Genomic DNA, 26,365 nt, shown 5'->3' on the forward strand with positions numbered 1-26,365 from the left:
ATAGAAACGATTGCTCGACAGTCAGCCACTTCATTACCTCCATAGCTGCTCCGATTACTTCCGGCTAAAGCGATTAAACCGGGTAGGATTTACACCCACTGGAACAACGCCACCTTTTTAGGGCGTGCACCCATTCAGGTCATTCGTGCCGCCCGAAAGTGGTCATCGGAACTTTGCGTTCAGGTCAATCTATTCAAGTCATCCAGTAGCAATACGGATGACAAGAAGCCTCCAATATGAAATGAGTCTGAAGGGTTATCGTATTTCCACCGAGGAATGAGTCTGAAATTGAACTTCTGAATCGGTCATTATGCGCAGCATGGGCGATCAATATGGAAGAAGCAGTGCGACACGAAGTCGCTTGTAACAGTTGTTTCCACATTGATAAGGAGGAAACCATCAGTGTCACCTGATAAATCTAAGAGCCTGAATAAAGAGCGGCCTCGACAATGCAGCGAAATGCCGCAAGGTGTGGGGTATCAATCATGAGAGGCGTACCCTTCTGGTAGTTACATGCCGGGTCAGCGCTAGACATGAAGTCTTAACTTCTCCCATTAATTAAGGGCACCTCTAAAATTCACTGTCTCTGTAATCGAATTTGCTGTGTTTTGCGTTAATACTAAGAGCCTGTTCACGATCTTGCTGAAATCCGAGACAATGTCCGAATGCGCAAGAAAAAATACCCAAGCGACATCAGCCGCGAGCAGTTCGAGCAAATTAGGCCCTTGCTGGAAGGGGCGCGCAAGCGTACCAAGCCCCGCACGGTGGACTTATATGAGGTCTGGAGCGCGGTACTGTACCTGCTCAAGAGCGGCTGCCAGTGGCGAATGCTACCGAGGGAGTTTCCGAAATGGCGCACGGTGCACTCCTACTTTGCCAAGTGGAGTGAGCAGGACGAGGAAGGAATGAGCCTGCTGGAGCGGGCGTTAAAAAAATCAGGTTGGCGTGGCCCGTACGAGACAGGGGCGCAACGCACAGCCGACGCTATTGATTGTGGACGCGCAGAGCGTGAAAAACACGGACACGGCGGGTCAGAAGAGTTATGACGCAGGCAAGAAGATCTCTGGAATCAAGCGCCACATTGCGGTGGATACCCAAGGACTACCGCATGCAGTTGCGGTGACCACCGCTGAGGTCACTGATCGGAAAGGTATCTTGCAGGCGATGGCACGGTGCAAACCAGGCCTTGCGCAGGTACAACGTATTCTGGCTGACGGTGGTTATGTAGGTCGACCATTTGCGTTGGCAGTCGATGAAATACTGGGGGCATCGGTGCAGATCGCCAAGCGCAACGAACTGCACACCTTCGCCGTCATCCCAAAGCGTTGGGTGGTTGAGCGCAGCTTCGCCTGGTTGGAGAAATGCAGACGGCTATGGAAGAACTGCGAACGCAAACTCAATACCAGCCTGCAATTCATCCACCTTGCCTTCCTGGTTCTGCTGCTGCGAAGATCGTGAACAGGCTCTAAGGATAAATACAGACAGGGTAGGCAAACATGCAAAGCAGCTTTTTCGACTTGGACAACCGGTACGCGCAGCTGAGTAAGTTGCGCGACCCACTGATTAAATTGAACCGAGTGATCGATTGGGAGTTATTTCGTTCCACCCTGTTGACGATAGCCGAGAAGCCCCGCAAGAGCGCGGCGGGACGAAAACGGATAGACCGGGTGCTGCTATTCAAGATGCTGGTATTGCAGCGACTCTACAATTTAGCAGATGAAGCGCTGGGATTTCAAGTAAAAGACAGGCTATCATTCATGAGATTCCTTGGGCTGAGCCTCGCCGCTTCAGTGCCGGATGCAAAGACGATGTGGATATTCAGGAAGAGCTGAAAGAACACAAACTCACAGAGAAGCTGTTTGACCGATTCGACGAATGCCTACGCGCCCTGAATGTTGAATTGAAATCAGGGCAGATTGTAGATGTGACCTTTGTCATCGTTCCGATCCAGCGGAACAAGCGGGAAGAGAATGCACTCATCAAGGAAGGTGCAATCCCCATAGAGTTGGGCAAAGAACCGCACAAGCTTGCGCAAAAAGATACGGACGCACGCTGGACCAAAAAGAATGGCGAAAGCATCTACGGGTACAAGGATCATGTCAACGTGGATCGTGACACCAAACTGATCACGGCGTGGGAAGACACTCCGGCACAAGTGCATGACAGCCAAGCTTTGGAGGCCGTGCTCCGCAGTCCGGAAGAAGGGGGGGCGGAAATTCATGCAGACAGCGCCTATCGGAGCGCGGAACAGGAAACCCGACTGATTGAGACTGGACACGTCAGCCAGATTAACGAGAAAGGGTCACGCGCCCACCCGTTATCGGACGAGCAAAAAACAGTTAACCGCACGAAATCAAAAATTCGTTCACGAGTGGAGCATGTCTTTGGGGCGATGACCAACGAGATGGGCGACATTTGCATCCGCACCATTGGACGCGCACGAGCGCAAGTTCAGATTGGTTTGTTGAACCTGACTTACAACATCAAGCGTGTGGCGTTTCTGATTCGCAAAAAGCATTGGAACTTCGACAGGGTTATTGCGCCTGCTGCAAGCTGAAGTGAGGAGAAAGACGTGAAACAACTGGAGAATTAAGACATTCCGAGAAACAATCGTCATTGTTGCGTGAAAATTTATCGTCACGAAATGTGACGCGCTCCATTCATCAGAAATATTGGATTTTTAGAGATGCCCATATGTTATTTAAGCTGGCTGCTGAGGGGCATTTCTCCGCGATAGCGGCTTCGTTCAACTCGGCGGTCAACGCGGACGTTAGCGCATCAATGATTGGGTTGGGGCAGTTCTGTCGTAATTAAGTTTTCGAGCTTGTATTTTTCGATGTACTTCAGAACGGTGGGTATCTCATTTACATCTTTAGCAATGCCGCTTTCTTCTGCTGTGAGTGCAAAATCTTCAAACGAAGGATTGGTGAGCAGACAGCCATCTAAAAAATCCCATGGAATTTTTTTCTGTTCAAGGACGTTTTGCAATTTCGCAGGACTGATGACAAAAAAAGGTACGGGAGTATAGAAGATTTTATAAATCATCCGAGCTATCGCCCTTTAATTGTATGCGAGTTGGTGCATAGCCCCAATCAAATTCATCGTTAAAAATGTAGTAACGATAAATCAACTCATCGCCAAATTCCGCAATCTTTTCGACCAGGACAGGCACCAGCAATTGTTCCCGGCCATCATTGCAATCTAAGTTTTTGGTACTGGAAAGAATACGGAACGGGGAAAGAGAAAAATCGTAATTGGCGCAACTTTGCAGGGTGGCAAGAAGTTCAAAGAAAAATTCGGGCTGCTTGTAGCAAGAGAGGTATTCGTAAATTTTGTCATCCACGCCCTCTAGCCATTTGCTGCGAATGCCGAACAAGTGCGCAGTTTGATACAAAACCTCGGTGGTGAGGGCGGTTAGCAATGCGTCTTCGGATTTAAAGTCATCCAATTTGATTTGGGGTAGTAGCCGGGGGATTTGTGCGGCCTGAACGCCGTGATCATGGAAGACTTGGAGGAAACGCTGGGCGACAACATTTACCGGATTGATTTTAGTTTTTCCGTCAAAGCCTTGCCAAAATTTATTGACGCTGTGAAGAAGGGGCATGCAGTAAGGTGTAGCTTTTTTGACCATACGCTATCTGTGTCGGTTAGAATTTTACCTGATGAAATAATGACTGAGAACCACCAGTCGGATTTTATCACCACAGCTACCCTCAAATAAGTCATCCGCGCCAACCACCGCTTAAGTTTCAAGAACGAAGCATTACACCAATTTCAAGCAATATGGTCCGCTACGAAATGTAGCTGCATTCACGTTGACTTATCATTCTGCTGAATGTAGAGTTAAGAATCCATAGTTATTTAATACTTTATTTATCAGTAGGTTAGATTTAATTTGTACTGCCATAAAACATTATGACAAGGAGAATCAAGTGTAGAATGAATACGCTTATCAACAAGTTAGGGATTCGCAGGGAAGATACCGTTGCCAAAGTGCAAAAGATCGCAGCGAAGCACCCGGTTTAGTCCTTATTATTTTTGCAATGGAAGCCTGCACAGACTTGTGAACCATGGCACGATCAGCAGACCCACAAAGCGTTTCTGCGCACAAGCTCTGGGAAATACCTGCATTACTATTTCTACTTCATAGACGAAGAAGTTGGCCTGTGCTTGGTGCCGATTGTTGGGCGTCTAGATACCACCTTCAAGGCAGAGATGGAGCGAAGCTGAAAAATGATTTCAAAAAAAATCCGCAGCGAAGTAACTCCAAAGATTGGGCTGACGATGGCTATCTTCTTTGCACTTTTTGTTGTTTTTAGCTTTTACGTCATTTCCGAAAAAAAGGTTGATCGAGCTAACGAACAGCGGCTAATCTCCTTTGTGTTGGCGAATCAATTGCACCAAAGTTCAGATGATTTGACCCGAATGGCCAGAGCCTTCGTGGTGACCGGTAATCCCCGCTACAAGAAATACTATCAGGACATACTGGACATCCGTGACGGCAAGAAACCGCGACCGGAGGGGTATTTTTACGGCTACTGGGATATGGTGCTGGCAAATGCTCAACCACCAAACTCAGAAAACGGACAGGCCATTCCCTTGCTGGACTTGATGCGTCAGTCCGGTTTTCCTGACGATGAACTTGGCAAGCTGACTGAAGCTAAAGCGAATTCGGACGGGTTGACCACCATGGAATTCGTGGCCATGAAACTGGTTGAGTCCGCCGATCCGGACATGCAAGTTAAACAGGAGAGGGCGCGTCTGATGCTGCACAATGAAAATTATTATCAGGCCAAGGCAAAGATCATGGGGCCCATCAATGACGCTTATTTTTTGATGGAAAAGAGAACTCTGGATGTCGTCCATAATGCGAAATACATCGCCTTAATATTCCGACTGATATTCATCGCAGCCACGCTTGGGGTGATCTTCATGCTCTGGCGAACTTATGTTTCCTTGCGAGCAACGCTGGGTGGTTCTGCTGACGAAGTACAAACACAAATAACTAGAATCGGTCGCGGTGACTTTTCTACCATCAGCACGATTAAAGGCGGCATGGAGAACAGCGTGGTTGCTGGCCTGTCAAAAATGCAAAACAAGTTGCAAGCCAATGAGATTGAGCGCAAGCAAGCCGAAGAAGCGCTTCGCATCGCTGCCGTCGCTTTTGAATCACAAGAAAGTTTGATGATCACCGATGCCAACGGGGTAGTGTTGCGAGTCAACAAGGCATTTACAAAGACTACTGGTTATACAGCCGAAGAAGTCATAGGTCAGACTCCAAAACTATTCCAGTCTGACCTATACGATGCTGATTTTTACGATGCGATGTGGGAGACTATCCAGCTGACTGGAACATGGCATGGGGAAGTTTGGGGTAGTCGCAAAAATGGTGAGTTATATCCCAAATGGCTGACCATCTCCGCTGTCCAAGGGGACGACGGAGCGGTCACCCATTATGTCGGAGCAGACATCGACATTACGGAACTAAGTAATGCCCGAATTGCCGCAGAAAAAGCGAATCGTGCAAAATCGGAATTTATTTCCAGCATGAGCCATGAGCTACGCACCCCGCTCAATGCCATCCTCGGTTTCGCCCAATTATTGGAGCATGGTTCACCCGCGCCAACTCCCACTCAAATGATCAGGCTTAAAGAAATTCTTCGTGGTGGATGGTATTTGTTAGACTTGATCAACGAAATCCTTGACCTTGCATTGATCGAGTCCGGCAAGGTGTCGTTGTCACCAGAGCACATGTCGCTGCAAGAAATTCTGCTCGAATGCAAAACCATGATGGAACCGCAAGCGAAACTGCGTGACATCCAATTGAATTTTCCACAACTTGACCATTCACTGTTTGTCTATGCCGACCGCACTCGTGTAAAGCAAGTTTTGATTAATCTACTGTCCAATGCGATTAAATATAACTGCGAGCATGGAACAGTTGAGGTGACATGCAACGCAAATGCCCTAAAGCAGGTTCGCATCAGCATCAAGGATACCGGCGAAGGATTATTTCCGGAAAAACTTGCACACCTGTTCCAGCCATTTAATCGTCTCGGACAAGAATCCAGTGCGGTCGAAGGAACAGGCATCGGACTGGTGGTGTCCAAGAAACTAATAGAGCAGATGGGTGGCAATATCGGTGTGGAAAGCACTGTAGGGGCGGGAAGCGTGTTCTGGTTTGATCTGGCTCTGGCAGAAGAGTTGCAGCGTACAGAGGTTCCCAACGAATCCATAACACATGTAACAAAGGTTTACGATCATTCTCAACAACGCACCCTGCTGTATGTTGAAGACAATCCAGCTAACTTGTCGCTGGTTGAGCATATCATTGAGGGTCGTCCCGATATTCGGCTGTTGAGCGCGATGAACGGCAATGTCGGTATCGAGCTGGCAGGCGCTCATCTGCCGGATGTAATATTGATGGATATCAATCTGCCGGGCATCAGCGGTGTCGATGTGATGAGAATTTTACGCAGTGAGCCGTTAACAAAACATATCCCCATCATTGCCCTGAGTGCGAATGTTATGCTCCATGATATTGCGAATGCCATGGAAGCAGGGTGCTTTCGGTACCTTAGTAAACCCATCGAACTCAATGAGTTTATGAGCGCAATCGACGAGGTGTTGGGATTTGCAGACATGCTATCAGATAGAAAAATAGAGACAACGTAGAAGTTTTGGGTTAACGCTGTAAAACCGCGTCCAACAATTACTACTTATAGCAACAATTTTTACGAGGTTTAAAATATATTATATGGATTTAACAATGCAATAGAAATTTTCAATGATCATTCATGGCGCTGGTAGCTGGAAAATATTCAACGCTAAAAAACAGATGTTGGAGCGATTATCGCCCTGGGTCGACAGTAACTTTTAAATTAAATTCAGATAGTGAGAGTCGGCCTGTTTTTTAGCAATCAAATTTTTTTGAAATGCTACAGAGGAATGCTATATTTATATATTCCATGATGGAAAAAATTTTGGGGAAAAAAGCTAAAAATCCAGTGCGCAAAAAATAAACGTCTATTGCAAACATTGGCTAGACAGGGCATATAAAACAGCTTTTGCGGACTTAACATTGCCACCTCAGTCCGTGCCAGCATAGGAAAACATGGTGGACTGTTAATCAGCAGGTCCGTGGTTCGAGTCCAGGTCGGGGAGCCAATAAAAATTTAAATTCTAAACGTGCGGTTTGGTAATAGTGAATAGCGGCAATGTGTCTAAGTAATATCACGTATCACTAGTTGGCTTTTAGTATTTCTAAATATTAATCGCTGGTCTGCTAGCAATGAGTCCTTCTTTCTCGGCAAACACACAAATGAATAGTGTTGTGACGTGGGCGATAACTGTTAGCAAGTTTTGATCGGCAGTTTTCTGAGCGTTGTGGACAAAATTAGGTATACCATCAGAGATTGTTAGATTTTCTTCTTTGCTATGCTTTTTTTATCAATGCTTGAGCAGGTAGAGCGATACAGTTAATACTGATCATGTTGTTTTCTGATCCATTATCATGTTCAACAACATCAACAGGAGGTATAAGCCATCCCAGTTTTTCGACTTATCCACAGCTGTGAAATGGACGCAAAGTGAATAAGCGCGAACACTCTTCCCTCGATGTGCTTTTGACTGAGGTGCGTGCTTGTCGCGCATGCGCGCAGGATCTGCCACTCGGCCCTCGTCCGATAGTACGGGCAGAGCCCGATGCACGCATTCTCATTGTCGGGCAGGCGCCTGGCGCCCGCGTGCATGCGTCCGGCATTCCGTGGGATGACGCAAGCGGTGATCGCCTACGGAAATGGCTTGGAATAGATATTGCCTCATTTCATGACGAATCGCAGTTCGCGATTATCCCGATGGGATTCTGTTATCCGGGGCGGGGTAAGGGCGGCGATAAACCGCCGCGCCGCGAGTGCGCGCAACTGTGGCTAGATAGACTATTGGAAAAGCTGCCGGAGATTCAATTGACGTTGCTGATTGGTCAATATGCGCAACATCATTTTCTAGGCACTAATCGCAAATCATCGCTAACTGAAACAGTCAGAGCATGGCAGGAATACGCGCCTGCCATCATTCCATTGCCGCACCCGTCACCGCGTAACCAGGCATGGTTTCAGAAGCACCCGTGGTTCGAAAGCGAAATTCTTCCCATGCTGCGTGGGAGGGTCGAATCATTGGTGACGCGCGACTTGAGACAAGTTAAATAAAACGTAGCGTACGTCTTCCCGAACGGAGCAAAGAATGTCCCATATAAACCGCAAGAAGTTGAATATTTCCATCAAGCGTGCGTACGAAGATGCGACACCGGAGGACGGTTATCGTGTCCTAGTCGACCGCATCTGGCCCCGCGGACGCAATAAGGTGACACTTAAACTCGATCAGTGGGCGCGGGACCTCGCGCCAAGTGCGGATTTGCGCAAATGGTTTGGACACGACCCAAAGCGTTGGGAAGCCTTTCAGGAACGCTACCGGAGCGAACTTGATGCTGAAGAGAAGCGAGAGCAAATACGGCGCCTATTAGCCGAAGCCGATGATCGATCAGTCACACTCATTTATGGGGCGAAGGACGAAGAGCACAATCAGGCAATCGTGCTGCGGGACGTGTTATCGCATCTATATAAAGGATGATTTCAACGATCTTTGCCGCTGAGGACGTAAGGGGCATCGACGCATGCCGCAATTCCGGATAGAAATGGCGCATGGATTGTATGAGTGGCCTTCTGTTCACGATTGCTGGTGCCTCATCGAACCTCGCGCCAATGGCCCGAACAAACACCTGCATGCGAGAACTGTTCTGTCAGTGATGCTCTTGCTTCGGACACGCTACCGATCATCATCGTGCGCACCCCGCGCAGTTCATGCGCTCCCATGACGACGAGGTCTGCGCCGTAACGCTTCAGGCAGCTTGCGACGTCCTCTGTCACTCCGCCCGTTTCGGCAACTTCGACATCACCTGCCCCGTAGTTCGCAGTCATGTTTTTCTGCGCATCCTCCAGTACGACTCGCACCTCTTTACACAGCGCGAGCGGGTCGTAGTAGGAGTAGCATCAAGATTCGGAAAAAACGTACGTTAATCGTACTGAAAAATAAATTTAGTCAATTACTTAGAATTGTTATCGATTGACACAGAGATTGCCAAAGCCGGCGTTAGTGCTGAACACTTATGCAGCATGGCATGGATGAGCCGGCATAGATCCGGCCATTAAATAGTTTGAATTTTTGGTGATTTTGCATGCCATGGTTGCATGGCAAAAATAGATCCCAGAACCCTCAAAGACGAAGCACTGCATGAACGTCGCAGGCAAGTCATTCGACTACATAAGCGTGGTGGCAGCCCCGCGCAAATAGCTCAAGTTCGGAGTTGAGCGACCTCGCTGTGAGGAAGATCATTCGCCTCTATGAAACAGGTGGCACGGTTGGAATAAAATCTGTTAAGTGAGGCTGTCATGCAGGTGACGCAGCCTGACGGAATAGCAAGAGCGGTTATCGGCGTGTCAGGATCGCCTGAAATGCGTAACGGCGCTTCCTGATTCGTGGTAGTCATAAATGAGACAAAAAAGCAACCTCAAGCATTCGACAGAATGCACATTGCGGTATTTATCTGATCTCTCAGTCACGCGGCTGCCTCGGCATCGAGAGGAAACGGCACGATGGAATCAAATTGGCATGCGGTAGCCATAAAACTCGTGATCCTCGTTGTAGCCGCCTTCACCCGCGCCAAGATCGGCAAAATCGTGTACAAACTCGATGGCTGCAATCCATTTGACCATCTTGAACCCTAGCTCGTTTTCGCAACGTAACCGTAATGGCGCACCATAAAGCACACTGATCGGTGCCCCGTTCATTTCGTAGGCGAGAATCGTCAGCGCGTGCCGCATATTTTCTATCTTGTGGACGTCGTAGTAACCTCCACCTTCCGAGCCCTCGGAGAATGAATAAAAGACTGCATAGCGCGCATCTGATGTCGGCTTTACGATGTCGAGGATGAGGCGCATGGGAACACCACCCCATTTAGCGACCCCCGACCATCCCTGTATGCAAAAGTGTTCGGTGATCTGTTCTTGCTTCGGCATCACCTTGATCTCCACGTAGGAGAATTCTCTTGGGTTCTCGACCAAACCGCTCACGCGCAAACTATAGTTCGCAAAATCATCTTTCATGAGCGCATTGAATGCATCGGAGTCCGGCAGTCTGCCATTGAGCCAGAAGTACGGCGAAATGTCTTTTTCCGAATACTCGGTGCCGGGACTCCACCATTCGGCCATGCCTTTAATGGGGCCGATCATAGTGTGGCCGACTTTCTGAACCAGGCGCGCGTGCTTGATTGTAAAGGGCGAGGCGAGCACCCAAGTTACTATAACCAGCAACATCGCCGCGCAAAAGATAATAAATCCTTCCCAAGAATTGTTATCCCTACCCGCGAACATGTAGCCCAGGTTTTGCCGCATTCCGGTGATGAACACTAGTGTCACATGGGTAAAGATATAAAGCAAAAACCAGCACAACAGGAAGAAGTGGATGGTCCGGGCTGCTTGCCGGTTAAGTATTTTTGCGAACCAGCCGAGCTTGTTGGCGATGGCTGGACCCTGCATCAAGCCGGTGATGATCGCTAGGGGGGCGGCAATGAACACCGTGATGAAGTAGGTGAGTTGCTGCAGGCTGTTATAACGGGTCCAGGCATGCTCTACGGGAAAATTCAGCGACCAATACTGAAGAGTAGTCGAGAGCGCGTTGGGAAAAACCGCCCAGGTCGTCGGCACCAACCTCTGCCATTGGTCGGTCGTAAACAACAATATGAAAAAGAACGTGCCGTTTATCACCCATAAGAGATTGAAGGAGAAATGCCACCAGCGAGCGAGCCCTATCGAGTGGCGAATGCCCGGAATGCCCAGCCATTTCGGGATGGTCACCGAGTCATTCTTCGAAGTCCAGATCCGATTCCGAGGAACTTCCTTTTGGAAGCGGAACCACTCCGTGCCAGGGGTGCAATCGCGCTTCCAATATAGGCGTGGGTGGTCAGCGAGGATCTGTATACCCGCGCGGATGATGAACACCATAAAGAACAAATTGAAGAAGTGCTGCAGGCGCAGCCACCAGGGAAAGCCGGAGTAAACCGCGGGCGCGGACGCAGGTGTGCCCGGGTATCGCGCTATAAATTCCTGTACTGCCGGGATCGCGCGTAACCCTTGGCAGACAGCGACGCCGATGATCAAGATCGCGGTCACAATCGGGATAATCCACAATACATTCACCCAACGCTTGCCGATATGAAGACGAGGCACTACACCTGCTTGCGGAGGCGTCCAATCGCTCAGGCGGATGCGGTCATCCGCGGTGGTGAGACGCATCTCAAGGGAATCGTGGGGCGTCTGAACTTCGCGTGAATTTGTCATAGGAACTTCGCGTGGAAAGTAATGGGATTAGGCCGATCTCGGCGTCATGCGCGGGAAGCACAAGTGTACTCGATGTAGCCGCGCCATGGCGCGCAATGGCCTGGAGTAGATCGGCGTGTAGGTGTGATTCTCCCGCATAGCGGCAACGAAATTTACGCCAAGAGCGGGATCGTGTCCGAACCGCTCCCACAGCGCCGGGTTGAGCGCGGAGTTTTTGACGTATTTATCTAGTGCCGTATCCATCTTGTCAACGCCTTGCGGGAGCAGCAAGCAGATCAATATTCGAATACAGTCGCCACAAGTAACTTGCTCATAATGCCCGTTCCGGTTCGACATGGCTCGCGATCCGCTTCCTCATCGGCATTTCCTCGGGATCATGGTGCCGGATAGCCTCTCAGTATTTCGACTTTTTCAGCGCCGAGCCCTTATGCATGGCGATATGATCGGTCTTATCGCTCTTGATTTCATACTGGGGATCATTCGAGTGCGCGTGGTGCGTATATCCCTTGTAATCGATATCTCTTTTGTGCACCTTGATGATTGTCCCGCTGACGTGTCCAGCCTCGGAGTTCCAGGTCACGTGATCACCGACTTTGAATTTTCTTGTCATGATGGTTCGCCGCCATTGTCTTTGAGGTAATGCGTGCCGCCGACGGCGATGTTTAACCCAATGGCGGGGCCCAGCCCGAAACTGGCGGCGTTAATCAAGGCACAGCGTCCTGACGGATCAATGGCGGTCATGATGTAACTCATTTCCAAGCGGTCTTGAGGAGTCGCGGAACCTTTGCGCGCGATGAAGCAGAGCGCGCGGCACACCATGTCGCCGACCCGCACCTCGTCTAGCGCTTCACGCTCCGTCAGCGCGCTGGCAAGCAGCACCAGAAACGCCGCTTCATCAAGCTGGATGCCCTGCCAGAAAAGTTTGCCGCCCCTCCATCAATTTTGCAACCAGTGCCCATCGGCCTGCTGGGTGGCGATGAGGTAAATCAAAATGCTCTGCGCGTCAGCAATATAGCCGAGTGTCACCAGCGCGCTGGGCATCTCCACGATCGCGCGTCCACACCAGATAGTAGCTGCCGCGTCTGCTGCTGGCATCCCCCATACCAACACCAAGCTGGCTATACACGCGCCGGGAAGGGTGTGATCTTCGTGATATTTGACGACAGGCCCAGCAAAATAAATTGGAATCGCCATTCCATGCTGGAGACCCAGCATCTTGAACATGAGAGCCACGTCAATCGGCTTGGCCCCGGCGTTGCTCTTCCTTTCCTTGGCATGTACCCGTGCCAAATCAGGTTGAAAGGCTTCCCAGTTGACCTGGGTATTGAGTTTCACCAGTGGGTAACCCATCACCGTCAACTTGACGGTGCGTGTCTCAACACCAAAAAAGCTGGGTATGTGGGTATGAGCACAGAAAGATTGGGTAGAGCAGTGATGGACGTATGATCTCAAAGTTTTGACCGTAACTTATGCCTCAGGGAGCGATTGGTGGTGAATTTTTAGAAGTGCCATTAATGCGACAGAACCGGCTTGTAAGGATGTCTGAGTGTTTTCTTGAAGCGTATTTTTACTTCGTGCTCATGACCACGTCCGCTCTTTCATCGAATTTATTGTGAAGGGCAGAATGCAGGCGTAGGATGCGCCGTTAAATTAGTGATCGGTATTATTCTCAGGGGGCGGCAAGATGAAGAAAGCGATTTTAAACGATGGCGATCGCCGCAATTTTTTAATCAAACTGACTTCTGTGGTTGGTGGCGCGGGCGTAGTCGTAACCTGTATCCCATTTGTCAACAGCATGAATCCGAGTTCAGATGTGCTGGCGAAGGCAGAGACTGAAGTGGATCTATCTGATATTGCGCTGGGAGCAATGCATACCATCGCCTGGCAGGGCAAGCCAGTGTTCATTATGCGACGCACGCCAGAGCAGATCAAAACGGCGGGCGCTTCTAATGGCGGGTTCGATCCGGAGCCGGATGGCAAGCGTGTGCAAAAGCCTGAGTGGCTTATCGTGATCGGCGTCTGCACGCACATGGGATGTGTGCCGAACAAGGAAGGTCCAGGTTGGGTATGTCACTGTCACGGTAGTGAATATGACGAAAGCGGTCGCGTCATACGCGGTCCCGCACCGAAGAACCTTGAGGTGCCGCCGTATCACTTTGTGACGGAAAACAAAATCGTCATCGGAGTGACTTAGGAGACGATCATGCCCAGCCGCATCATCAATTGGATAGATCAGCGTTTTCCTCTCACCAGCTTCGTCAAGCATGAACTGGCGGGTTATCCCACACCGCGCAATCTCAGCTATTGGTGGAACTTCGGCTTTCTCGCCGGATTCGTGCTGATGCTGCAAACTGCCACTGGGATATTCCTGGCTATGCATTACAAGGCCGATATTGCGCTTTCCTTTGATTCCATCCAGCACATCATGCGCGACGTGAATTACGGCTGGCTGTTGCGTTATATGCACTCGACCGGTGCTTCCGCCTTCTTCTTAGTGATCTACATCCACATGGCGCGCACGATGTATTTCGGTTCCTACCGGGCGCCGCGCGAATTGCTGTGGTGGACGGGACAGGGTTTGTTACTGCTGTTGATGGCAACCGCCTTTATGGGGTATCTACTGCCGTGGGGACAAATGTCTTTCTGGGGTGCGACGGTAATCACCGATCTGTTTCGCGTCACCCCCTTTGTCGGCGACCAGGTGGTTATCTGGTTGCGCGGCGACTACACCGTGGGTGATGCCACCCTGACTCGTTTCTTCGCACTGCACTATCTGTTCCCATTCCTTATCATCGGCGCGGTGGTGGTGCATCTGGTGGCGCTGCACAAGGTGAAGAGCAGCAATCCAAGCGGTATCAATCTGGCCGATAAGGACAACATCCCGTTTCATCCGTATTTCACCATCAAGGATTTATTTGGACTGGGGCTGTTTTTGATCGTGTACTGCTGTTTTGTATTCTTCCTGCCTAACAGCTTAATGGAGCCAGCCAACAACATTCCGGCCAACCCCATGCAGACCCCAAACCATATTGTTCCGGAATGGTACTTCCTGCCGTTCTACGCGATTTTGCGCTCAGTACCCAACATGGTTGGCGGCGTGGTGGCGATGGGTTTATCTGTGATGATGTTTGCCTTTATGCCCTTTCTGGATCGCTCGCGCATTCCCGGCGGGGCGCATTTTCGTCCTGTCTACAGGGTGCAATTTCACCTCTTTTTGCTGGACATGTTGGTGCTGGGTTATGTCGGCTACATTCCTTCGACCAACCAAACCATTTTGATCGGGCAGGTAGCGGCGTTGTGCTACTTTGGCTCGTTCTTTTTCATCCCGTTTATATCCAAAGCGGAAGAGCGCTGGCTGATCAAACGCGGCTTGCCTCCTGAAGTGGAGACTCAGATGGAGAGCGAATCACTCGCCATGGAGAAACATAAACTCAAGAATCGCCGCCGTAGTGGCGACAAAACATGAACAGGCTCCTGAAGATTGCGATGTTTTCTTGCTTCAGCGTACATGCATGGGCGACAGACGTAACGCTGGAAAAAATACGCATAGAGACCGATGTGCCAGCCGTAAAGCGTGGCGCCGAAACCATGATGAATGCTTGCCATAGTTGCCATAGCATGAAGTACATCAAATACCGCGATTTAGTTAACTTTGGAATGGATAAGCAGAAAGTGGATGTTTGGCGTGGCAATCAATCCTTGGACGCATCGTTGCTTGCGCAGATGTCAGAGAGCGATGCCTTGCAGGCATTCGGCAAAGCACCACCCGATCTTACTCTGATGGTGAAGGCGCGTGACGGCGGAGCGGACTATGTTTATTCCTATCTGGTGGGTTATTACCTCACCCCCGAGGGAATGCAGGGCAATCATGTCTATCCCGGGACCAAGATGCCCGACATACTCAGCATCAGCATTGCTACCGAAGATGCGCAGCGTACCGAGATACAAGGCCGGGCGCGCGACATTGTATCTTTCCTTTCCTGGGCAGCCGATCCGCACGAAGCGGAGCGTATCCGGCTAGGCTACTATGTAATCGCCTATCTGGTCGTGCTGACCACGTTGCTCTATTTCGTCAAGAATCAGATATGGTCAAGGTTGGAATGAAATTTCATGGAGCGCAATATGAAAAACTGAATTTTGCAGTGCGTCGCTGTTCTTGCAAAGCTGTCATTTCCATCGCTTGCATTCTCTACACCAGAGGTTAGTCTGCACGGATGTGGACGCTGCACTTTTGGCCACGGAATGCTGCTCTGGTTATGTTGATCTATAGTTGGTTAGCAATCCTCATTTTTCCGCTTTACGTACGCCATCGAACATATAACATTTTGTGTGTAATGGACAATTCAACAGTGCGTAAAAGCTCGTAACCCGAATATTCCATAAAGTGTGAAGCTATCTCACTGATGGCTTCTGTAAAAGCGGGCTTGTCCGCGTAGCAGCCAGAAATCGCGTCCGGAACAAATTTGAAAGAATGGTTATGAGCGAACAAACAAGAATCATTCATCCCAAGGAGCTTCTTTTATCCACGGACATAGAGGGATTCGACTCCTTGGCCGAGCTAGCCCTGGACATGCGTTCGTCATGGAATGCGGTTCCACTGGAAGATGCTCATATCTTATGGCAGCGGTGATTTAGTTTTAAAACTAAATGAATGAATAAAAAAGATCTAAATATTTTTTAATAATCACAACGAAAATTAAGATACGGGGCGGATTCAACTCTGAAGTGCAACTTATGTAAGTAAATTTAGGTGGCGAGCTGCGTTAATATCGAGCCACTTAAACGACCAAGTAAAAGGAGCACAGATGAAGAAATATAAGCAGCTCACAAGCGGGCAACGATATCAGATTTACGGGTTGAAACAAGCGGGTTTGAATCAAACTCGGATTGCCCAAAAGATGGGCGTGGACAAGTCGACGATTTCACGAGAGTTCAGGCGAAACAAAGGTCAACGCGGCTGGCGACCAAAACAGGCGCAATCGTTACGTGATGAGCGCAAGCAAGCCTGTACGAATGGCAAGTGCTTCTCATCGGATGCATGGGCGGAAGTCGAGCGGTTGATTCAGGAAGACCTCAGCCCGGAACAGGCCGCAAATCGGCTTGAGTTGGAAGGTGGCTTACAGATTAGCCATGAGATCATCTACCAACACATTTACGCGGACAAACGAAATGGCGGAGACCTGCACCAACATTTGCGCAGCCAGAAACCGCGCCGCAAGCGTTATGCAAGCGGGCAAGAACGACGTGGCGCGATCAAGAACCGTATCAGCATTGATGAGCGTCCGGAGATCGTTGCGGAAAAAACACGTATGGGTGATTGGGAAGGCGACACTGTGATCGGCAAGAACCACAAAGGCGGATTGGTTACGCTGGCTGAACGCAAGTCGCGCTATGTGTTGGCGGGGCATATACGCAGCAAGCATGCTGCTGGGGTCACGGCTGTGACAACGCGCCTGCCGACGCCTTACAAGGATAAGTGCCACACCATCACATTCGACAATGGCAAGGAGTTTGCGGAGCATGAGAAAATGGCAGCAGAACTAAAAGCGGACATTTATTTTGCCAATCCCTATCACTCCTGGGAGCGGGGGTTGAACGAGAACAGTAACGGGCTATTGAGGCAGTACTTCCCCAAGGGCATGGAGCTGACAGACATCACCGAGGAACAAGTGCAGGAGGCGGTAGAGCGGATCAACCACCGACCTCGAAAAGTACTCGGATTTAGAACCCCGCATGAAGTATTCTTCGGGGTGGAATTACGCTACACCAAGCAACCACTGGCTGTTGCACTTCGAACTTGAATCCACCATTTGTTTGAGACTGGCAATAATTTTTGTACCGTGGAATACGGACACCATTTGCGTTTTAACACAGCCACGCCTCAAACCTGCCGGTTACTCTCCTTCTAAGCAGACATTCAGACTGTGTCTGCAAAAGCAGGGAGCAATTCAAAGATCAGCTGCCGCAGAAGTAAGAAAACCCCGCTTACACAGATATCGGGCATACTCAACTAAGGAATGAGAGCAGCATCTTTCGCTGCAAGGCTTTGTAGTGGTCTAATTTACGAGGACACCTCGATAGGTGGAAAATCCACCATCAGAGGAGTACTAAATGACAAAGCAACGAAAAAAATTCGACACCAGTTTCAAACTGGAAGTTGTGCGCATGATCAAGGAACAGGGACTGAGTGTTCAGCATGTCAGCCAAAGCATGGGAATCGGTCTGACTGCGATCCGTCGTTGGGTGACGCAATATAAAGCCGAGCAAAATGGACAGCGTGGTATCGGCAATCCACTCACTGCTGAACAACAGCGTGTCCGCCAACTGGAGCAAGAAAACCGTCGACTTCGTATGGATGTTGATATTTTAAAAAAAGCGTCAGCCTTCTTTGCCCGGGAACTGAAATGAGCTACCAGCTTATTTGCCTGTTGCAACAGAAGGCGATCCCTGTTCAGCAGAGTTGCCGCGTCTTGGAAGTGAGTCGTTCCGGTTTTTATGAGGCTAGAAGCCGTCTCGCCAAACCAATGATTTGCAAAACAAGCACTCATCTGCGAGCTGCTTTCATGGCCAGTCATCAAAGCTATGGCAGCCGTCGTCTGGTCACCGCATTGGAAGCGCAAGGTATTCAAGTTGGTCGCTATCGGGTGCGCTGCCTGATGCGTCAGGCAGGCTTGAAGCCAGTATGGAAGCGTAAATTCATCCACACAACTGACAGCAAACACAATCTGCCAATTGCTGCCAATATTCTGGATCGGCAATTCAATCCGGTCGCACCCAATATTGCTTGGGTGGGCGATATCACCTATATCCGCACCGGGTCAGGCTGGCTCTATTTGGCGATAGTGTTGGATTTATTCTCGCGCAAGGTGGTTGGATGGGCGATGGCGCCGAGCATGCCTGCTGAATTGGTCTGCACCGCACTGCACATGGCAATACAGCAGCGTCAACCAGCGCCGGGGTTGATCGTCCACTCCGACCGTGGCAGTCAATATGTCTGCGGCCAGTATCAGGCTTTGCTAGTGAAGCATGGCTTCGTCTGCAGCATGAGCCGTAAGGGCAACTGTTGGGACAATGCAGTGGCAGAACGCTTTTTTCTGAACCTCAAAATGGAGCGCGTTTGGCAGCGCGAATATGCCAATCAAACGGAAGCTAAAACAGATATCACCGCATACATCGTGGGATTCTATAACTGTAATCGCATACACTCAGTATTGGGCAATCTGTCGCCCTCCGTCTTTGAGCGGAACAGGGCAGCAAAAAAACCTATCGTTGTGTCCGAAATTACTTGACCACTACACTTCCTATGGCTGACCAATCGAGATTCTCACCGCCATGTGCCGCCAGATCGAGAAAGCGATCACGTAAAATGCTGGCGAACGGAAGAGCCACCTTCAATTCTTCTGCAGCCGCCAGGACTAACTTCATATCTTTTTGACCCAGATGGGCGGCAAAACCAGCAGGTTCAAAATGCCGATCAGCAATTATGGTTCCATACTTCTCGTATACAGGGATGCTGAAGAGGCTAGATGTAAGTAGATTAAGAAATTGATGTCGGTTTACCCCCCCTTTTTCCACCAGAGCCATGGCCTCACCCAGAGATTCGATTACAGTGGCGATCAGGAAATTGCCACTCAACTTCACCAGATTTGCCTTCGGCAAAGGATTACAAGTAATCGCGTTCGATCTGGAGAGAACCAAGCGCGCTGATCGCGTTTTCGATACAGGCCGCATCGCCGGAGAACTGAAGCATTTCTTCATGCGTGCAACCGGCAATAAGAACGACGCCGAGCCTTTCATCGGCCACTTCCTCTGGGAATATGCCTGTCACTTCCCAAATCGCGATAGCGCCTTTCAATCGATCACCGGTAGGACTCCGTTCTACATGGGAATCACGCTATTGCGCATTGCGCGAAACAATTGGATCGAACCGGAATATCGCCATCACTTGATCAGAGAGGCAAAAGAATGCCTGAGGAGGTTTTAAATGATCGTCAAAGGCATTATTTTCGATAACAACGGAACACTTTCGGATATCCAGACGAACGAATGGCACGACGATGTCTATCGCATCATCAGCAATCTGCTGTCATATCAAGGCATATCGCTCGCTCCGAACGTCGTTAAGTATTTTTATTTTCAGATAATGAAGGAACAACGCGCGGCATCCGGTGAGCGTCACCCGGAATTCGATGCCATCGACATCTTCCGCGAGATTGTCACGCGGCACTCGACGGACTTCACCCGCGGCCTGCCGACTGAGAAGATTGCACAGCTCCCGATACTGCTTGCCGAGACGCACCGTGCCGCATCACGCTTCCAGTTGCAGCTCTATCCTGGTGTAGAGCACATCATCCGGCAACTGCACCCGAAATATCATCTTGCAATAATTTCCGATGGTCAGACCGCCTACGCAGTCCCAGAGCTGAACGCCGTCGGGCTATCTGGATTGTTCGACCCGATCATAGTCTCGGGAGATTTCGGGTGCCGCAAGCCCGACGAACGCCTGTTCACAGCAGCATTGACTGACATGAAAATGGTGCCGTCAGAGGTTCTATATGTGGGCAACGATATGTACCGCGATGTTTATGGAGCGCAGAGACTCGGGATGAAAACGGTCTTTTTCAAGTCAAACCAGGGGACGCAGGAAAAGGAGGGCGTAAAGCCCGACTATATTATTTACAATTTCCCTGAGTTGCTAAACGCCATCCGCTTCTTCGAGGAGCTGTGACTCACGGGATAAATCGAAAAGGGGCGGCAATGAATGCCATTTTCATGGCTTTCAGAATTACATATGAATTCCTCGGAGTTTCAAAAAAAAATATTTGTGGGCACTTCTATAAATCCCTCGCTCTGACGACGGATTTATAGAAGTGCCCTTAAGTGTGACGAAATAAACAAATCTACGCTTTCATGAACTAAGGCTGTTATCTGAGCTACTATTATTACAAGTTTATTCGCACTAATATTCCGTTACTTCATCATATGTTTGCCTTGGACATTTTGTCGACGCTTCTTAAAAAGGCAACAGAGATAACATGCCTTATATACGCTAGCAAACAGACAATCTGGAAAGCGGAGTGAGAATTGAAATATACCGGTGGGGGAGGCCTCTCATGGAACCCAATCAGTTCACTATGCCGCCTCCCGCTATTCTTTTGACTGATCTGCCTAGCTGCGTACTTTCCAATGACAGGTTTGAATATAGATTGGCACAGGCAGCTGCAATCGGAATTTTTACAGAATAAGGTACGGTCATGCATAAGAATAATAGTTGTAACCGAGTCGTCGCGTTATGTCTCGGCATCATCGCATTCGTATGGGCCGCGACGGCCTGCACCGATCCGTCAGCGCGCGTTGCGCGGCTAGGTTATATCAGTGGCGCCGTGAGCTTCTCTCCGGCTGGTGATGACGTATGGGTACAAGCGACTAGAAACCGACCACTGATTACAGGTGACCATCTGTGGATGGATACTGGCGCACGCGCCGAACTACAAATAGGATCAGCCGCAATCCACTTGGATGGCAGCACCAGCGCGACGCTACTTAATCTTGACGACAGCGTCGCTCAGTTACAGCTGGCACAAGGCTCATTAAACGTAGGGTGCTGCGCCTTGGTCCTGATGATGTGTTTGAAATCGATACGCCTAATCTTGCATTTTCAATTCGCGAGCCTGGCGACTACCGGATAGACGTCGATGCAGATGGCAGTTCGACGGCCGTCACCGTGCGCAGTGGCCGGGGCGAGGTATATGGTGAGGGTTCTGCATATACCATCTATGCACAGCGGTCGTACCGCTTTTTCGGGACCGACTTGCGCCACTATGACAGGTACGCCTTTCTACCGCCACCAAATGAATTTGACCTCTGGTCTAACCAACGCAATCGTCGAGGTGAGAGCTCGATGTCCGCACGCTATGTCTCACGCGATGTGATCGGCTATGAAGATCTTGACGAATATGGCTCGTGGCGTAATGACCCAAGCTATGGCTACGTGTGGGTGCCTAGCCGGGTGAGCGTCGACTGGGTTCCCTACAATGATGGTCGCTGGGTGTGGGTCAATCCTTGGGGCTGGACTTGGGTTGACGATGCGCCGTGGGGGTTTACTGTGTCGTATTATGGCCGCTGGGCCCACATCAGAGACAATTGGTGCTGGGTTCCTGGGCCGATCATCGCCAGACCGGTCTATGCTCCTGCGCTGGTAGTATTTGTCGGCGGCAGTAATTTCCAGTTGTCGCTCTCAATGGGTAGCGGTGGTGGTGTTGCATGGTTTCCCCTCGGCCCACGCGAGGTCTACCGGCCCGCGTATCCGGTGAGCCGCAATTATTTCACCAACATCAACACTAGCAATACGGTCGTCAATAATGTCAATATCACCAATGTGTACAACATTACAAACGTGACCAACATTACTTATGTCAACCGACAAGTACCTGGCGCCGTCGTCGCTGTGCCTGCAACTACATTCGTGAAGTCTCAGCTCGTGGCGAGATCCAGAGTAGAAGTATCGGAAGAGGTCATCAGGTCAGCGCCTGTCAGCGTGACTGCCAGTGTGACACCGGATCATGAGAGTCTACGTGGTGCAGCTGCACTTGGACACAAACCACCAGCAGTAGCGATGGAGCGAGAAGTGGTGGCAAAAACAGCGCCTCCGCCCAAACCGGTGTCTTTTGCAAGGCAGCTGCCAGCCCTCGCGACCAACCCAGGCAAGCCACTGGATGAAGCTGCGCTGGCGACCGTGAAACTGGCAGCGCCCGTACCGGTAGCAACAGTCAAGCTTGTTGCTCCGTCACGCTCAAGAGATGTAGCTGACAAACCGCAAGCCGATCCATCAGCGCGGCAACAAACACCGTCCACTCCGACACTATCACTTGACCGCAAAGGGCAATCTGAACCGCGCAGGCCGCTAGGACAGACTGCTGAACCAAAGACTATTGCACCGATTATTGCACCGTCAGGTATAGAAAAGCCAGCTGAACCGGCCGTCGCACCGCCATCAAAGGTAGAGCCTGACCGCAAAGAACAACCCGAACCGTTCAAACAACGAGAGCAGATTACTGATCCAAGGACTACTGCCCCGACTATTGCACCAGCAGGCATAGATAAGCCAGTTGAACATTCCTCCGCACTGCCATCGATGATAGAGCCAGCCCGCCCACCGATGAACCGCGAAATCAGGCAAACTCCACAACCACAAACCCCTGCCGAACAACGCGTCTTGGTACCTAAACCTGAAACCATTAAAGGCGGAGTGCAGATGTCCAAAGAGCAATTGAAGCGCGAGGAGGAGTTGAGGAAGGGCGAGATGGAAGACAAGAGGCTCAACCAGTAGCCATGCTGCTGAACTTATTCTGCCTAGTATTTTTTGAGATGACGCTAAACAACGCCGTGAATAAATTGGCATGATAAGTTGTAGTCATTGTTGGATCAACGGCAATACAAATTTAATGTATCAGCGGCTCAATCTAGCATGCATTCTAATACATGCGTACTCCTGCCAATCTTATAGAATATTATTACCTGTTGACGTTTTAACCGTAAGGTATGCTAACTAGGCTTTCCTAAATCAGGAGCAAGTCCTATGTAGCAAGGCTTCTAGAACCAATCAAGACAATGACACTTTAGTTTTCCAGTGCCCAGCTTCATCTCGGGCGCACCAAATAGTGTTTCAATATAAAATGGTTGACGCTGTAGAAAATCCCCATCCATCACACCACTGAATGACTACTGTTCGCAGCCATATTGCTGCCGGTCGAACAAGGTGTGGCCACCGTCTCCTTATGGCACAATGTGGAAGTAACGACCTCAAGGTCTCAATGACTGCTACGGCCGAAAAGCTGACTAACGAGGCTGTAGAAAAACCCCATTTTGAACACCTGATTCAGCTTTGGGTAGAAATTTTTCAAACCAAACCGTCATCTTCATTTCCTGCTCCCTGTTCTTTTCTTGCTCCCTGTTCTTTTCTCGAATATCCTCATTGCAGACCAGGCTAGTCTGACAGGCATATGCATACGACACATAGGTAAGGATGCATTCTCCTGGCATCCTTACCTCGCATAACCATAATTCGCCAGCTTCTCAATATTATGCATCATGCAGTACAATTTCCACTGCCCATCTACCTTGGTTTTTCCGCGCAGCGTAAAGCGATGCAGACGTTTATTGCCGCGCAGGTTGCCAAACACCGGTTCCACCGTCGCAAAGCGGCGCGTGATCATCTCTCGCCCCGTATCCGTATCGATTTTCACCTTCATCCGCTCAACATGATTTTCTTGTTCATCTCGTTTGCCTTGCAAGAAAGAAACCTGCCGCATGAATCGTGCCGATATCGTGTCGCTCCCAGTAATGGCTTTGATCTTCGACTCGTTCCAGCGACGTCCATGCTCTGTTTCGATGGCGCACACTAATCGAGCGCCCCTGAGTACTGCAAGGTATGCATTGCGTTTGCATCTATTATCACGATAAGTTAGTCAACTAACGATAATAGTCGTTATCGCTAGTTGGTCTGCCATAAGTTATCAATTTAACCGGACACTTATTGACAAAATCTGGCTAAGTGATGCAATTTGAATCTGGCGTGAAAGCGGGAGCATATCTGGGTAGAGTTTTGCATTGATCAGAACCGATGGGGCATTTTTTAGCCTCTGCGTACGCGCCAACTTTCTCAAGTATCGCCCTAAGTTACTTAATGGCAGCATGGTCAAAGCTATCTTGACCAGTTAGTGTGGAGTTAAGCCCATTGAACTCCAAAGAAACGCATAGGAAATGGCACGACGTCCCTGCTCCGCCGCCTGAGCGTTCTCACTCGCCTTATAGCTTCTCAGCAAACCTTTCACGCGTTCAAGACCTGCGGGGGTAACAATAGCTTGTCTTGGTGATTTTCCATCCAGTGCTGGAATGGGTTCATCCGGCCAATTGGCATACATGCGATGAATTGTCTTTTCAATTATATCCGCAGCAACTTCGGGAGGAATCTCCGCCTTGCTTGGCAACGATTTTTTGGACTTGCCCGTAGGCATATTTTTCATCAAACCCTTTGGATCAGAGATCACCCGTCCAGCGAACTCGGCGGATTTGCCAGCCAGTTTTTCAAACCACTTGCCGCCTTTGTCAGCGTCTCCCTGCGTCTTGTGAAACAGTTCGATCTTATCTTGACCATCGCCAATATTGATCGAGGATATTGCGCGGGTTAAGCCATCGCGACTATTCTTCAGACGAGTCCAACCTGATTCACGATCACCATCGACATCCTTTTTGTCTGTCAGTGCTTGTGACAGTGCATCCCAATCTTTCACCCGATAGTGATCCGTAACCAAAAGGATGGGGTCACCAGATTGGGAGTCCATCATGGTCGGTAATTCCATCGGTCTGATGTATTGCTCAAGCCATTTTCGTCGAATGAGAAAACTTAGAAAGCCCGACAGAGGTTCAGAATGCTCGTGAAACTCATTTTCGGTCTCTTTCACGGCATCCACAACAGATGCTCCCCCGAAACGTGAAAACGGATAAACCCCACCAGACAATTCGTAGTGTCCATCAACCTTCATGAGCCGAACACCTATTTGAAAGCCGATGAGAGATGCTTGGCTACCAGACTTTTCTAGAACGACGATCGGTGGGGCATTGGTGTCCAAGGCATCGCACAGAGTCATTTGCTGCCCTGGCACGACGTCAGTTACATCATATAGGCGCATCGGACGTTCTGATAACTGCTCTATCCATCGGCGCTGATATACAGTAAATAAAGGGCCTCCAATACCGAGCAACACATCAGTCACCAACCGGTATTTATCCTTTATCAGAATCTGCCCTTCAGCAATCAGCCACTCCATTGAATTGAGCTGGATACTTTGCCACGTTTCGGCATCAAGTGATTCAAGATTATCCTGTTCCTCATTAGTCAATCCGTCAAAAAGCATTTCGTCGATTGCAGTCATTACTGCTTTTTTGTGACGTGTCAACAGCCAGTCAACTGCCCGTTCAACTGCACCGTCGTGACCTTTATTCGCTGTGATTTTTTCATTTTCTTTAAGAAGACAGCACTGCTTGTATTTTCTGTCGCTGCCGCATGGACAGGGATCATTGCGTCCGATTTTATGTGTCATTGTCTGTGTTGAACGTACGCGTTTTGAAGTGAAACAACCAACCCTGCTTCAACAATCAGTAGCCGCATTGTAAATATAGGAAGTAGTAGGGTTTCATTGACCGTTTCTTTGAATAAGTTTATACGCTCGCTGATTTAAGTTCGAAGTGCAAGTAGATGTTAATAGTTGACCGATCTAACCGAATCACCATGCTTTAAGCTATTAATTCTAACACCCTCTCCCGATCCATCTCAGAATCGGGAAAGACATTCCTTCTCCGTCACCTAGCCCGTAACTTTTTACGCACTGCCGGTATCAATGTCTACAATCTGATCGGCCACAATTCCTTATGTGTGGTCGATCTACCTGAATTTTCCAACTGGCGATGAGGTCGGAGTTGTGTTAATCAAGATTGATTCCCAGAACCGAATCCTCCCAATTGTTGGGGCTTGAATATGTGGCCCGCTGGAGTGCGCGATTGTGAGTGATTTCATCAAACAAACCTTCCGGTAAGTCATTGAAAAAGTAAGTTTCTGCGGCCTCGTCTTTATTCTCGGCGGGAAGCGTCCATGCAGAGTAACTCTGCCGAGTAACAATCAGATTGTCCATGGCACGGGTTAGCGCTACATAGAGTACACGGCGTTCTTCTTCAACTTTATCCATATCACCCACCGCATAGGCCGAGGGAAAAGAACCGGGGCTCATATTGATGACATAGCAGGTCTTGCATTCAGTACCCTTTGTCGAGTGAATTGTGATGAGCGATGACTGCGTCATCGGTTTCTCTTTTTTCGACAGCAGATGTGTGGATCGGATTGAGTATATATTCTTCAATAAATGCCAGGATGCTGGTGTGCTTCTCCGCCAATTTCGCCACTATTGATCCGGCAC

Annotated in this window: 26 protein-coding genes and 2 pseudogenes; 13 read left to right on the forward strand and 15 right to left on the reverse strand. The window is 49.5% G+C overall.

Annotation, left to right across the window (positions count from 1 at the left end):
* Window positions 1-665 precede the first annotated feature (665 nt).
* Window positions 666-1,458, forward strand: a protein-coding gene (locus tag MKZ32_RS03875) for an IS5 family transposase (protein ID WP_239795800.1) whose coding sequence is annotated in 2 segments (ribosomal slippage) — window positions 666-937 and window positions 936-1,458 — 795 coding nt in all. Because the reading frame shifts where the segments join, the coding sequence is not laid out codon by codon here.
* Window positions 1,459-1,496: 38 nt separating this feature from the next.
* A pseudogene (locus MKZ32_RS03880) lies at window positions 1,497-2,557 on the forward strand (IS5 family transposase).
* 221 nt (window positions 2,558-2,778) lie between these two features.
* Here MKZ32_RS03880 and MKZ32_RS03885 read toward each other — a convergent pair.
* Together MKZ32_RS03885 and MKZ32_RS03890 are read right to left on the reverse strand one after the other, a co-directional pair.
* Window positions 2,779-3,045: a hypothetical protein gene (locus MKZ32_RS03885; protein ID WP_239796061.1), complete on the reverse strand. Its 267-nt coding sequence runs from the start codon at window positions 3,043-3,045 to the stop codon at window positions 2,779-2,781.
* On the reverse strand, window positions 3,035-3,631 hold the full coding sequence (locus MKZ32_RS03890; protein ID WP_239796062.1) for a hypothetical protein: 597 nt from the start codon (window positions 3,629-3,631) through the stop codon (window positions 3,035-3,037). Before MKZ32_RS03890 ends, MKZ32_RS03885 begins: the two co-directional genes overlap by 11 nt.
* Window positions 3,632-4,233: 602 nt before the next feature.
* Between MKZ32_RS03890 and MKZ32_RS03895 the strand changes: the two genes are divergently transcribed.
* The 3 genes from MKZ32_RS03895 to MKZ32_RS03905 all read left to right on the forward strand — a co-directional run bounded on the left by MKZ32_RS03895 (window position 4,234) and on the right by MKZ32_RS03905 (window position 8,628).
* The gene (locus MKZ32_RS03895) at window positions 4,234-6,675 is read left to right on the forward strand and encodes a hybrid sensor histidine kinase/response regulator (RefSeq protein ID WP_239796063.1); all 2,442 of its coding nucleotides are present in this window, start codon (window positions 4,234-4,236) and stop codon (window positions 6,673-6,675) included.
* Between the two features lie 914 nt (window positions 6,676-7,589).
* The gene (locus MKZ32_RS03900) at window positions 7,590-8,207 is read left to right on the forward strand and encodes a uracil-DNA glycosylase family protein (RefSeq protein ID WP_239796064.1); all 618 of its coding nucleotides are present in this window, start codon (window positions 7,590-7,592) and stop codon (window positions 8,205-8,207) included.
* A gap of 34 nt (window positions 8,208-8,241) precedes the next feature.
* Window positions 8,242-8,628 (forward strand): DUF488 domain-containing protein, encoded by a 387-nt coding sequence (locus MKZ32_RS03905; protein WP_239796065.1) that lies wholly within the window; start codon window positions 8,242-8,244, stop codon window positions 8,626-8,628.
* Between the two features lie 113 nt (window positions 8,629-8,741).
* Here MKZ32_RS03905 and MKZ32_RS03910 read toward each other — a convergent pair whose 3' ends face one another.
* From MKZ32_RS03910 to MKZ32_RS03935, 6 genes are all read right to left on the reverse strand, one after another.
* On the reverse strand, window positions 8,742-8,975 hold the full coding sequence (locus MKZ32_RS03910) for a universal stress protein (protein WP_239796066.1): 234 nt from the start codon (window positions 8,973-8,975) through the stop codon (window positions 8,742-8,744).
* 681 nt (window positions 8,976-9,656) lie between these two features.
* On the reverse strand, window positions 9,657-11,393 hold the full coding sequence (locus tag MKZ32_RS03915; RefSeq protein WP_239796067.1) for a molybdopterin-dependent oxidoreductase: 1,737 nt from the start codon (window positions 11,391-11,393) through the stop codon (window positions 9,657-9,659).
* A gap of 27 nt (window positions 11,394-11,420) precedes the next feature.
* Complete coding sequence (locus tag MKZ32_RS03920) at window positions 11,421-11,729, reverse strand: DUF488 family protein, N3 subclade (protein ID WP_239796068.1); 309 nt, start codon at window positions 11,727-11,729, stop codon at window positions 11,421-11,423.
* A 58-nt stretch (window positions 11,730-11,787) separates the two neighbouring features.
* Window positions 11,788-12,003 (reverse strand): hypervirulence associated TUDOR domain-containing protein, encoded by a 216-nt coding sequence (locus MKZ32_RS03925; protein WP_239796069.1) that lies wholly within the window; start codon window positions 12,001-12,003, stop codon window positions 11,788-11,790.
* Complete coding sequence (locus MKZ32_RS03930) at window positions 12,000-12,272, reverse strand: hypothetical protein (protein ID WP_239796070.1); 273 nt, start codon at window positions 12,270-12,272, stop codon at window positions 12,000-12,002. Before MKZ32_RS03930 ends, MKZ32_RS03925 begins: the two co-directional genes overlap by 4 nt.
* A 57-nt stretch (window positions 12,273-12,329) precedes the next feature.
* Window positions 12,330-12,845, reverse strand: a complete 516-nt coding sequence (locus MKZ32_RS03935; protein ID WP_239796071.1) for a hypothetical protein — start codon at window positions 12,843-12,845, stop codon at window positions 12,330-12,332.
* A gap of 232 nt (window positions 12,846-13,077) precedes the next feature.
* Here MKZ32_RS03935 and petA point away from each other — a divergent pair, with 232 nt between their 5' ends.
* The 5 genes from petA (at window position 13,078) to MKZ32_RS03960 (ending at window position 18,682) form a co-directional block, all read left to right on the forward strand.
* Complete coding sequence (gene petA / locus MKZ32_RS03940) at window positions 13,078-13,587, forward strand: ubiquinol-cytochrome c reductase iron-sulfur subunit (RefSeq protein WP_239796072.1); 510 nt, start codon at window positions 13,078-13,080, stop codon at window positions 13,585-13,587.
* Window positions 13,588-13,596: 9 nt separating this feature from the next.
* The gene (locus MKZ32_RS03945) at window positions 13,597-14,859 is read left to right on the forward strand and encodes a cytochrome b (RefSeq protein ID WP_239796073.1); all 1,263 of its coding nucleotides are present in this window, start codon (window positions 13,597-13,599) and stop codon (window positions 14,857-14,859) included.
* Window positions 14,856-15,497: a cytochrome c1 gene (locus MKZ32_RS03950; protein WP_239796074.1), complete on the forward strand. Its 642-nt coding sequence runs from the start codon at window positions 14,856-14,858 to the stop codon at window positions 15,495-15,497. Before MKZ32_RS03945 ends, MKZ32_RS03950 begins: the two co-directional genes overlap by 4 nt.
* 701 nt (window positions 15,498-16,198) lie before the next feature.
* Window positions 16,199-17,194: an IS30 family transposase gene (locus MKZ32_RS03955; RefSeq protein ID WP_239796075.1), complete on the forward strand. Its 996-nt coding sequence runs from the start codon at window positions 16,199-16,201 to the stop codon at window positions 17,192-17,194.
* Between the two features lie 310 nt (window positions 17,195-17,504).
* A protein-coding gene (locus tag MKZ32_RS03960; RefSeq protein ID WP_239796076.1) for an IS3 family transposase occupies window positions 17,505-18,682 on the forward strand; the annotation gives its coding sequence in 2 pieces (ribosomal slippage) (window positions 17,505-17,772 and window positions 17,772-18,682; 1,179 coding nt in all).
* On the opposite strand, the gene MKZ32_RS03965 is transcribed toward MKZ32_RS03960, so the two are convergent.
* A complete protein-coding gene (locus MKZ32_RS03965; protein WP_239796077.1) occupies window positions 18,675-19,052 on the reverse strand; it encodes an NAD-binding protein in 378 nt (125 codons plus the stop codon). The two genes, MKZ32_RS03960 and MKZ32_RS03965, sit on opposite strands and share 8 nt — an antisense overlap.
* Window positions 19,053-19,056: 4 nt before the next feature.
* The gene (locus MKZ32_RS03970) at window positions 19,057-19,248 is read right to left on the reverse strand and encodes a hypothetical protein (protein WP_239796078.1); all 192 of its coding nucleotides are present in this window, start codon (window positions 19,246-19,248) and stop codon (window positions 19,057-19,059) included.
* 129 nt (window positions 19,249-19,377) lie between these two features.
* On the opposite strand from MKZ32_RS03970, the gene MKZ32_RS03975 reads away from it, so the two are divergent.
* The 3 genes from MKZ32_RS03975 (at window position 19,378) to MKZ32_RS03985 (ending at window position 22,722) form a co-directional block, all read left to right on the forward strand.
* The gene (locus MKZ32_RS03975; protein ID WP_239796079.1) at window positions 19,378-20,121 is read left to right on the forward strand and encodes an HAD family hydrolase; all 744 of its coding nucleotides are present in this window, start codon (window positions 19,378-19,380) and stop codon (window positions 20,119-20,121) included.
* A 526-nt stretch (window positions 20,122-20,647) separates the two neighbouring features.
* Window positions 20,648-21,082 (forward strand): hypothetical protein, encoded by a 435-nt coding sequence (locus MKZ32_RS03980; RefSeq protein WP_239796080.1) that lies wholly within the window; start codon window positions 20,648-20,650, stop codon window positions 21,080-21,082.
* Window positions 21,019-22,722 (forward strand): DUF6600 domain-containing protein, encoded by a 1,704-nt coding sequence (locus tag MKZ32_RS03985; RefSeq protein ID WP_239796081.1) that lies wholly within the window; start codon window positions 21,019-21,021, stop codon window positions 22,720-22,722. The genes MKZ32_RS03980 and MKZ32_RS03985 overlap by 64 nt, the downstream gene beginning before the upstream one ends.
* Window positions 22,723-23,437: 715 nt before the next feature.
* Here MKZ32_RS03985 and MKZ32_RS03990 read toward each other — a convergent pair.
* The 5 genes and pseudogenes from MKZ32_RS03990 to MKZ32_RS04005 all read right to left on the reverse strand — a co-directional run.
* Window positions 23,438-23,704, reverse strand: a pseudogene (locus MKZ32_RS03990) (transposase); the annotation flags it as partial.
* Window positions 23,705-23,908: 204 nt separating this feature from the next.
* Complete coding sequence (locus tag MKZ32_RS15625; protein WP_420887717.1) at window positions 23,909-24,088, reverse strand: DUF1993 family protein; 180 nt, start codon at window positions 24,086-24,088, stop codon at window positions 23,909-23,911.
* Between the two features lie 21 nt (window positions 24,089-24,109).
* Window positions 24,110-25,495 carry a YecA family protein gene (locus MKZ32_RS03995; protein ID WP_239796083.1) on the reverse strand — a complete coding sequence of 462 codons (1,386 nt, stop codon included), beginning with the start codon at window positions 25,493-25,495 and terminating at the stop codon, window positions 24,110-24,112.
* Window positions 25,496-25,876: 381 nt separating this feature from the next.
* Complete coding sequence (locus MKZ32_RS04000) at window positions 25,877-26,251, reverse strand: 3'-5' exonuclease (protein WP_239796084.1); 375 nt, start codon at window positions 26,249-26,251, stop codon at window positions 25,877-25,879.
* The gene (locus MKZ32_RS04005) at window positions 26,205-26,351 is read right to left on the reverse strand and encodes a hypothetical protein (RefSeq protein ID WP_239798181.1); all 147 of its coding nucleotides are present in this window, start codon (window positions 26,349-26,351) and stop codon (window positions 26,205-26,207) included. The genes MKZ32_RS04000 and MKZ32_RS04005 overlap by 47 nt, the downstream gene beginning before the upstream one ends.
* Between the last annotated feature and the right edge of the window lie 14 nt (window positions 26,352-26,365).

This window comes from Candidatus Nitrotoga arctica (assembly GCF_918378365.1).
GTDB classification, from domain to species: Bacteria; Pseudomonadota; Gammaproteobacteria; order Burkholderiales; family Gallionellaceae; genus Nitrotoga; species Nitrotoga arctica.

Coding starts and splice junctions, on each gene's coding strand:
- MKZ32_RS03885 (WP_239796061.1), bottom strand. CDS start 3,045: ATGATTTATAAAATCTTCTATACTCCCGTACCTTTTTTTGTCATCAGT.
- MKZ32_RS03890 (WP_239796062.1), bottom strand. CDS start 3,631: ATGGTCAAAAAAGCTACACCTTACTGCATGCCCCTTCTTCACAGCGTC.
- MKZ32_RS03895 (WP_239796063.1), top strand. CDS start 4,234: ATGATTTCAAAAAAAATCCGCAGCGAAGTAACTCCAAAGATTGGGCTG.
- MKZ32_RS03905 (WP_239796065.1), top strand. CDS start 8,242: ATGTCCCATATAAACCGCAAGAAGTTGAATATTTCCATCAAGCGTGCG.
- MKZ32_RS03910 (WP_239796066.1), bottom strand. CDS start 8,975: ATGACTGCGAACTACGGGGCAGGTGATGTCGAAGTTGCCGAAACGGGC.
- MKZ32_RS03915 (WP_239796067.1), bottom strand. CDS start 11,393: ATGACAAATTCACGCGAAGTTCAGACGCCCCACGATTCCCTTGAGATG.
- MKZ32_RS03920 (WP_239796068.1), bottom strand. CDS start 11,729: ATGTCGAACCGGAACGGGCATTATGAGCAAGTTACTTGTGGCGACTGT.
- MKZ32_RS03925 (WP_239796069.1), bottom strand. CDS start 12,003: ATGACAAGAAAATTCAAAGTCGGTGATCACGTGACCTGGAACTCCGAG.
- petA (WP_239796072.1), top strand. CDS start 13,078: ATGAAGAAAGCGATTTTAAACGATGGCGATCGCCGCAATTTTTTAATC.
- MKZ32_RS03945 (WP_239796073.1), top strand. CDS start 13,597: ATGCCCAGCCGCATCATCAATTGGATAGATCAGCGTTTTCCTCTCACC.
- MKZ32_RS03950 (WP_239796074.1), top strand. CDS start 14,856: ATGAACAGGCTCCTGAAGATTGCGATGTTTTCTTGCTTCAGCGTACAT.
- MKZ32_RS03955 (WP_239796075.1), top strand. CDS start 16,199: ATGAAGAAATATAAGCAGCTCACAAGCGGGCAACGATATCAGATTTAC.
- MKZ32_RS03975 (WP_239796079.1), top strand. CDS start 19,378: ATGATCGTCAAAGGCATTATTTTCGATAACAACGGAACACTTTCGGAT.
- MKZ32_RS03980 (WP_239796080.1), top strand. CDS start 20,648: ATGCATAAGAATAATAGTTGTAACCGAGTCGTCGCGTTATGTCTCGGC.
- MKZ32_RS15625 (WP_420887717.1), bottom strand. CDS start 24,088: ATGCTGCCATTAAGTAACTTAGGGCGATACTTGAGAAAGTTGGCGCGT.
- MKZ32_RS03995 (WP_239796083.1), bottom strand. CDS start 25,495: ATGACACATAAAATCGGACGCAATGATCCCTGTCCATGCGGCAGCGAC.
- MKZ32_RS04000 (WP_239796084.1), bottom strand. CDS start 26,251: ATGACGCAGTCATCGCTCATCACAATTCACTCGACAAAGGGTACTGAA.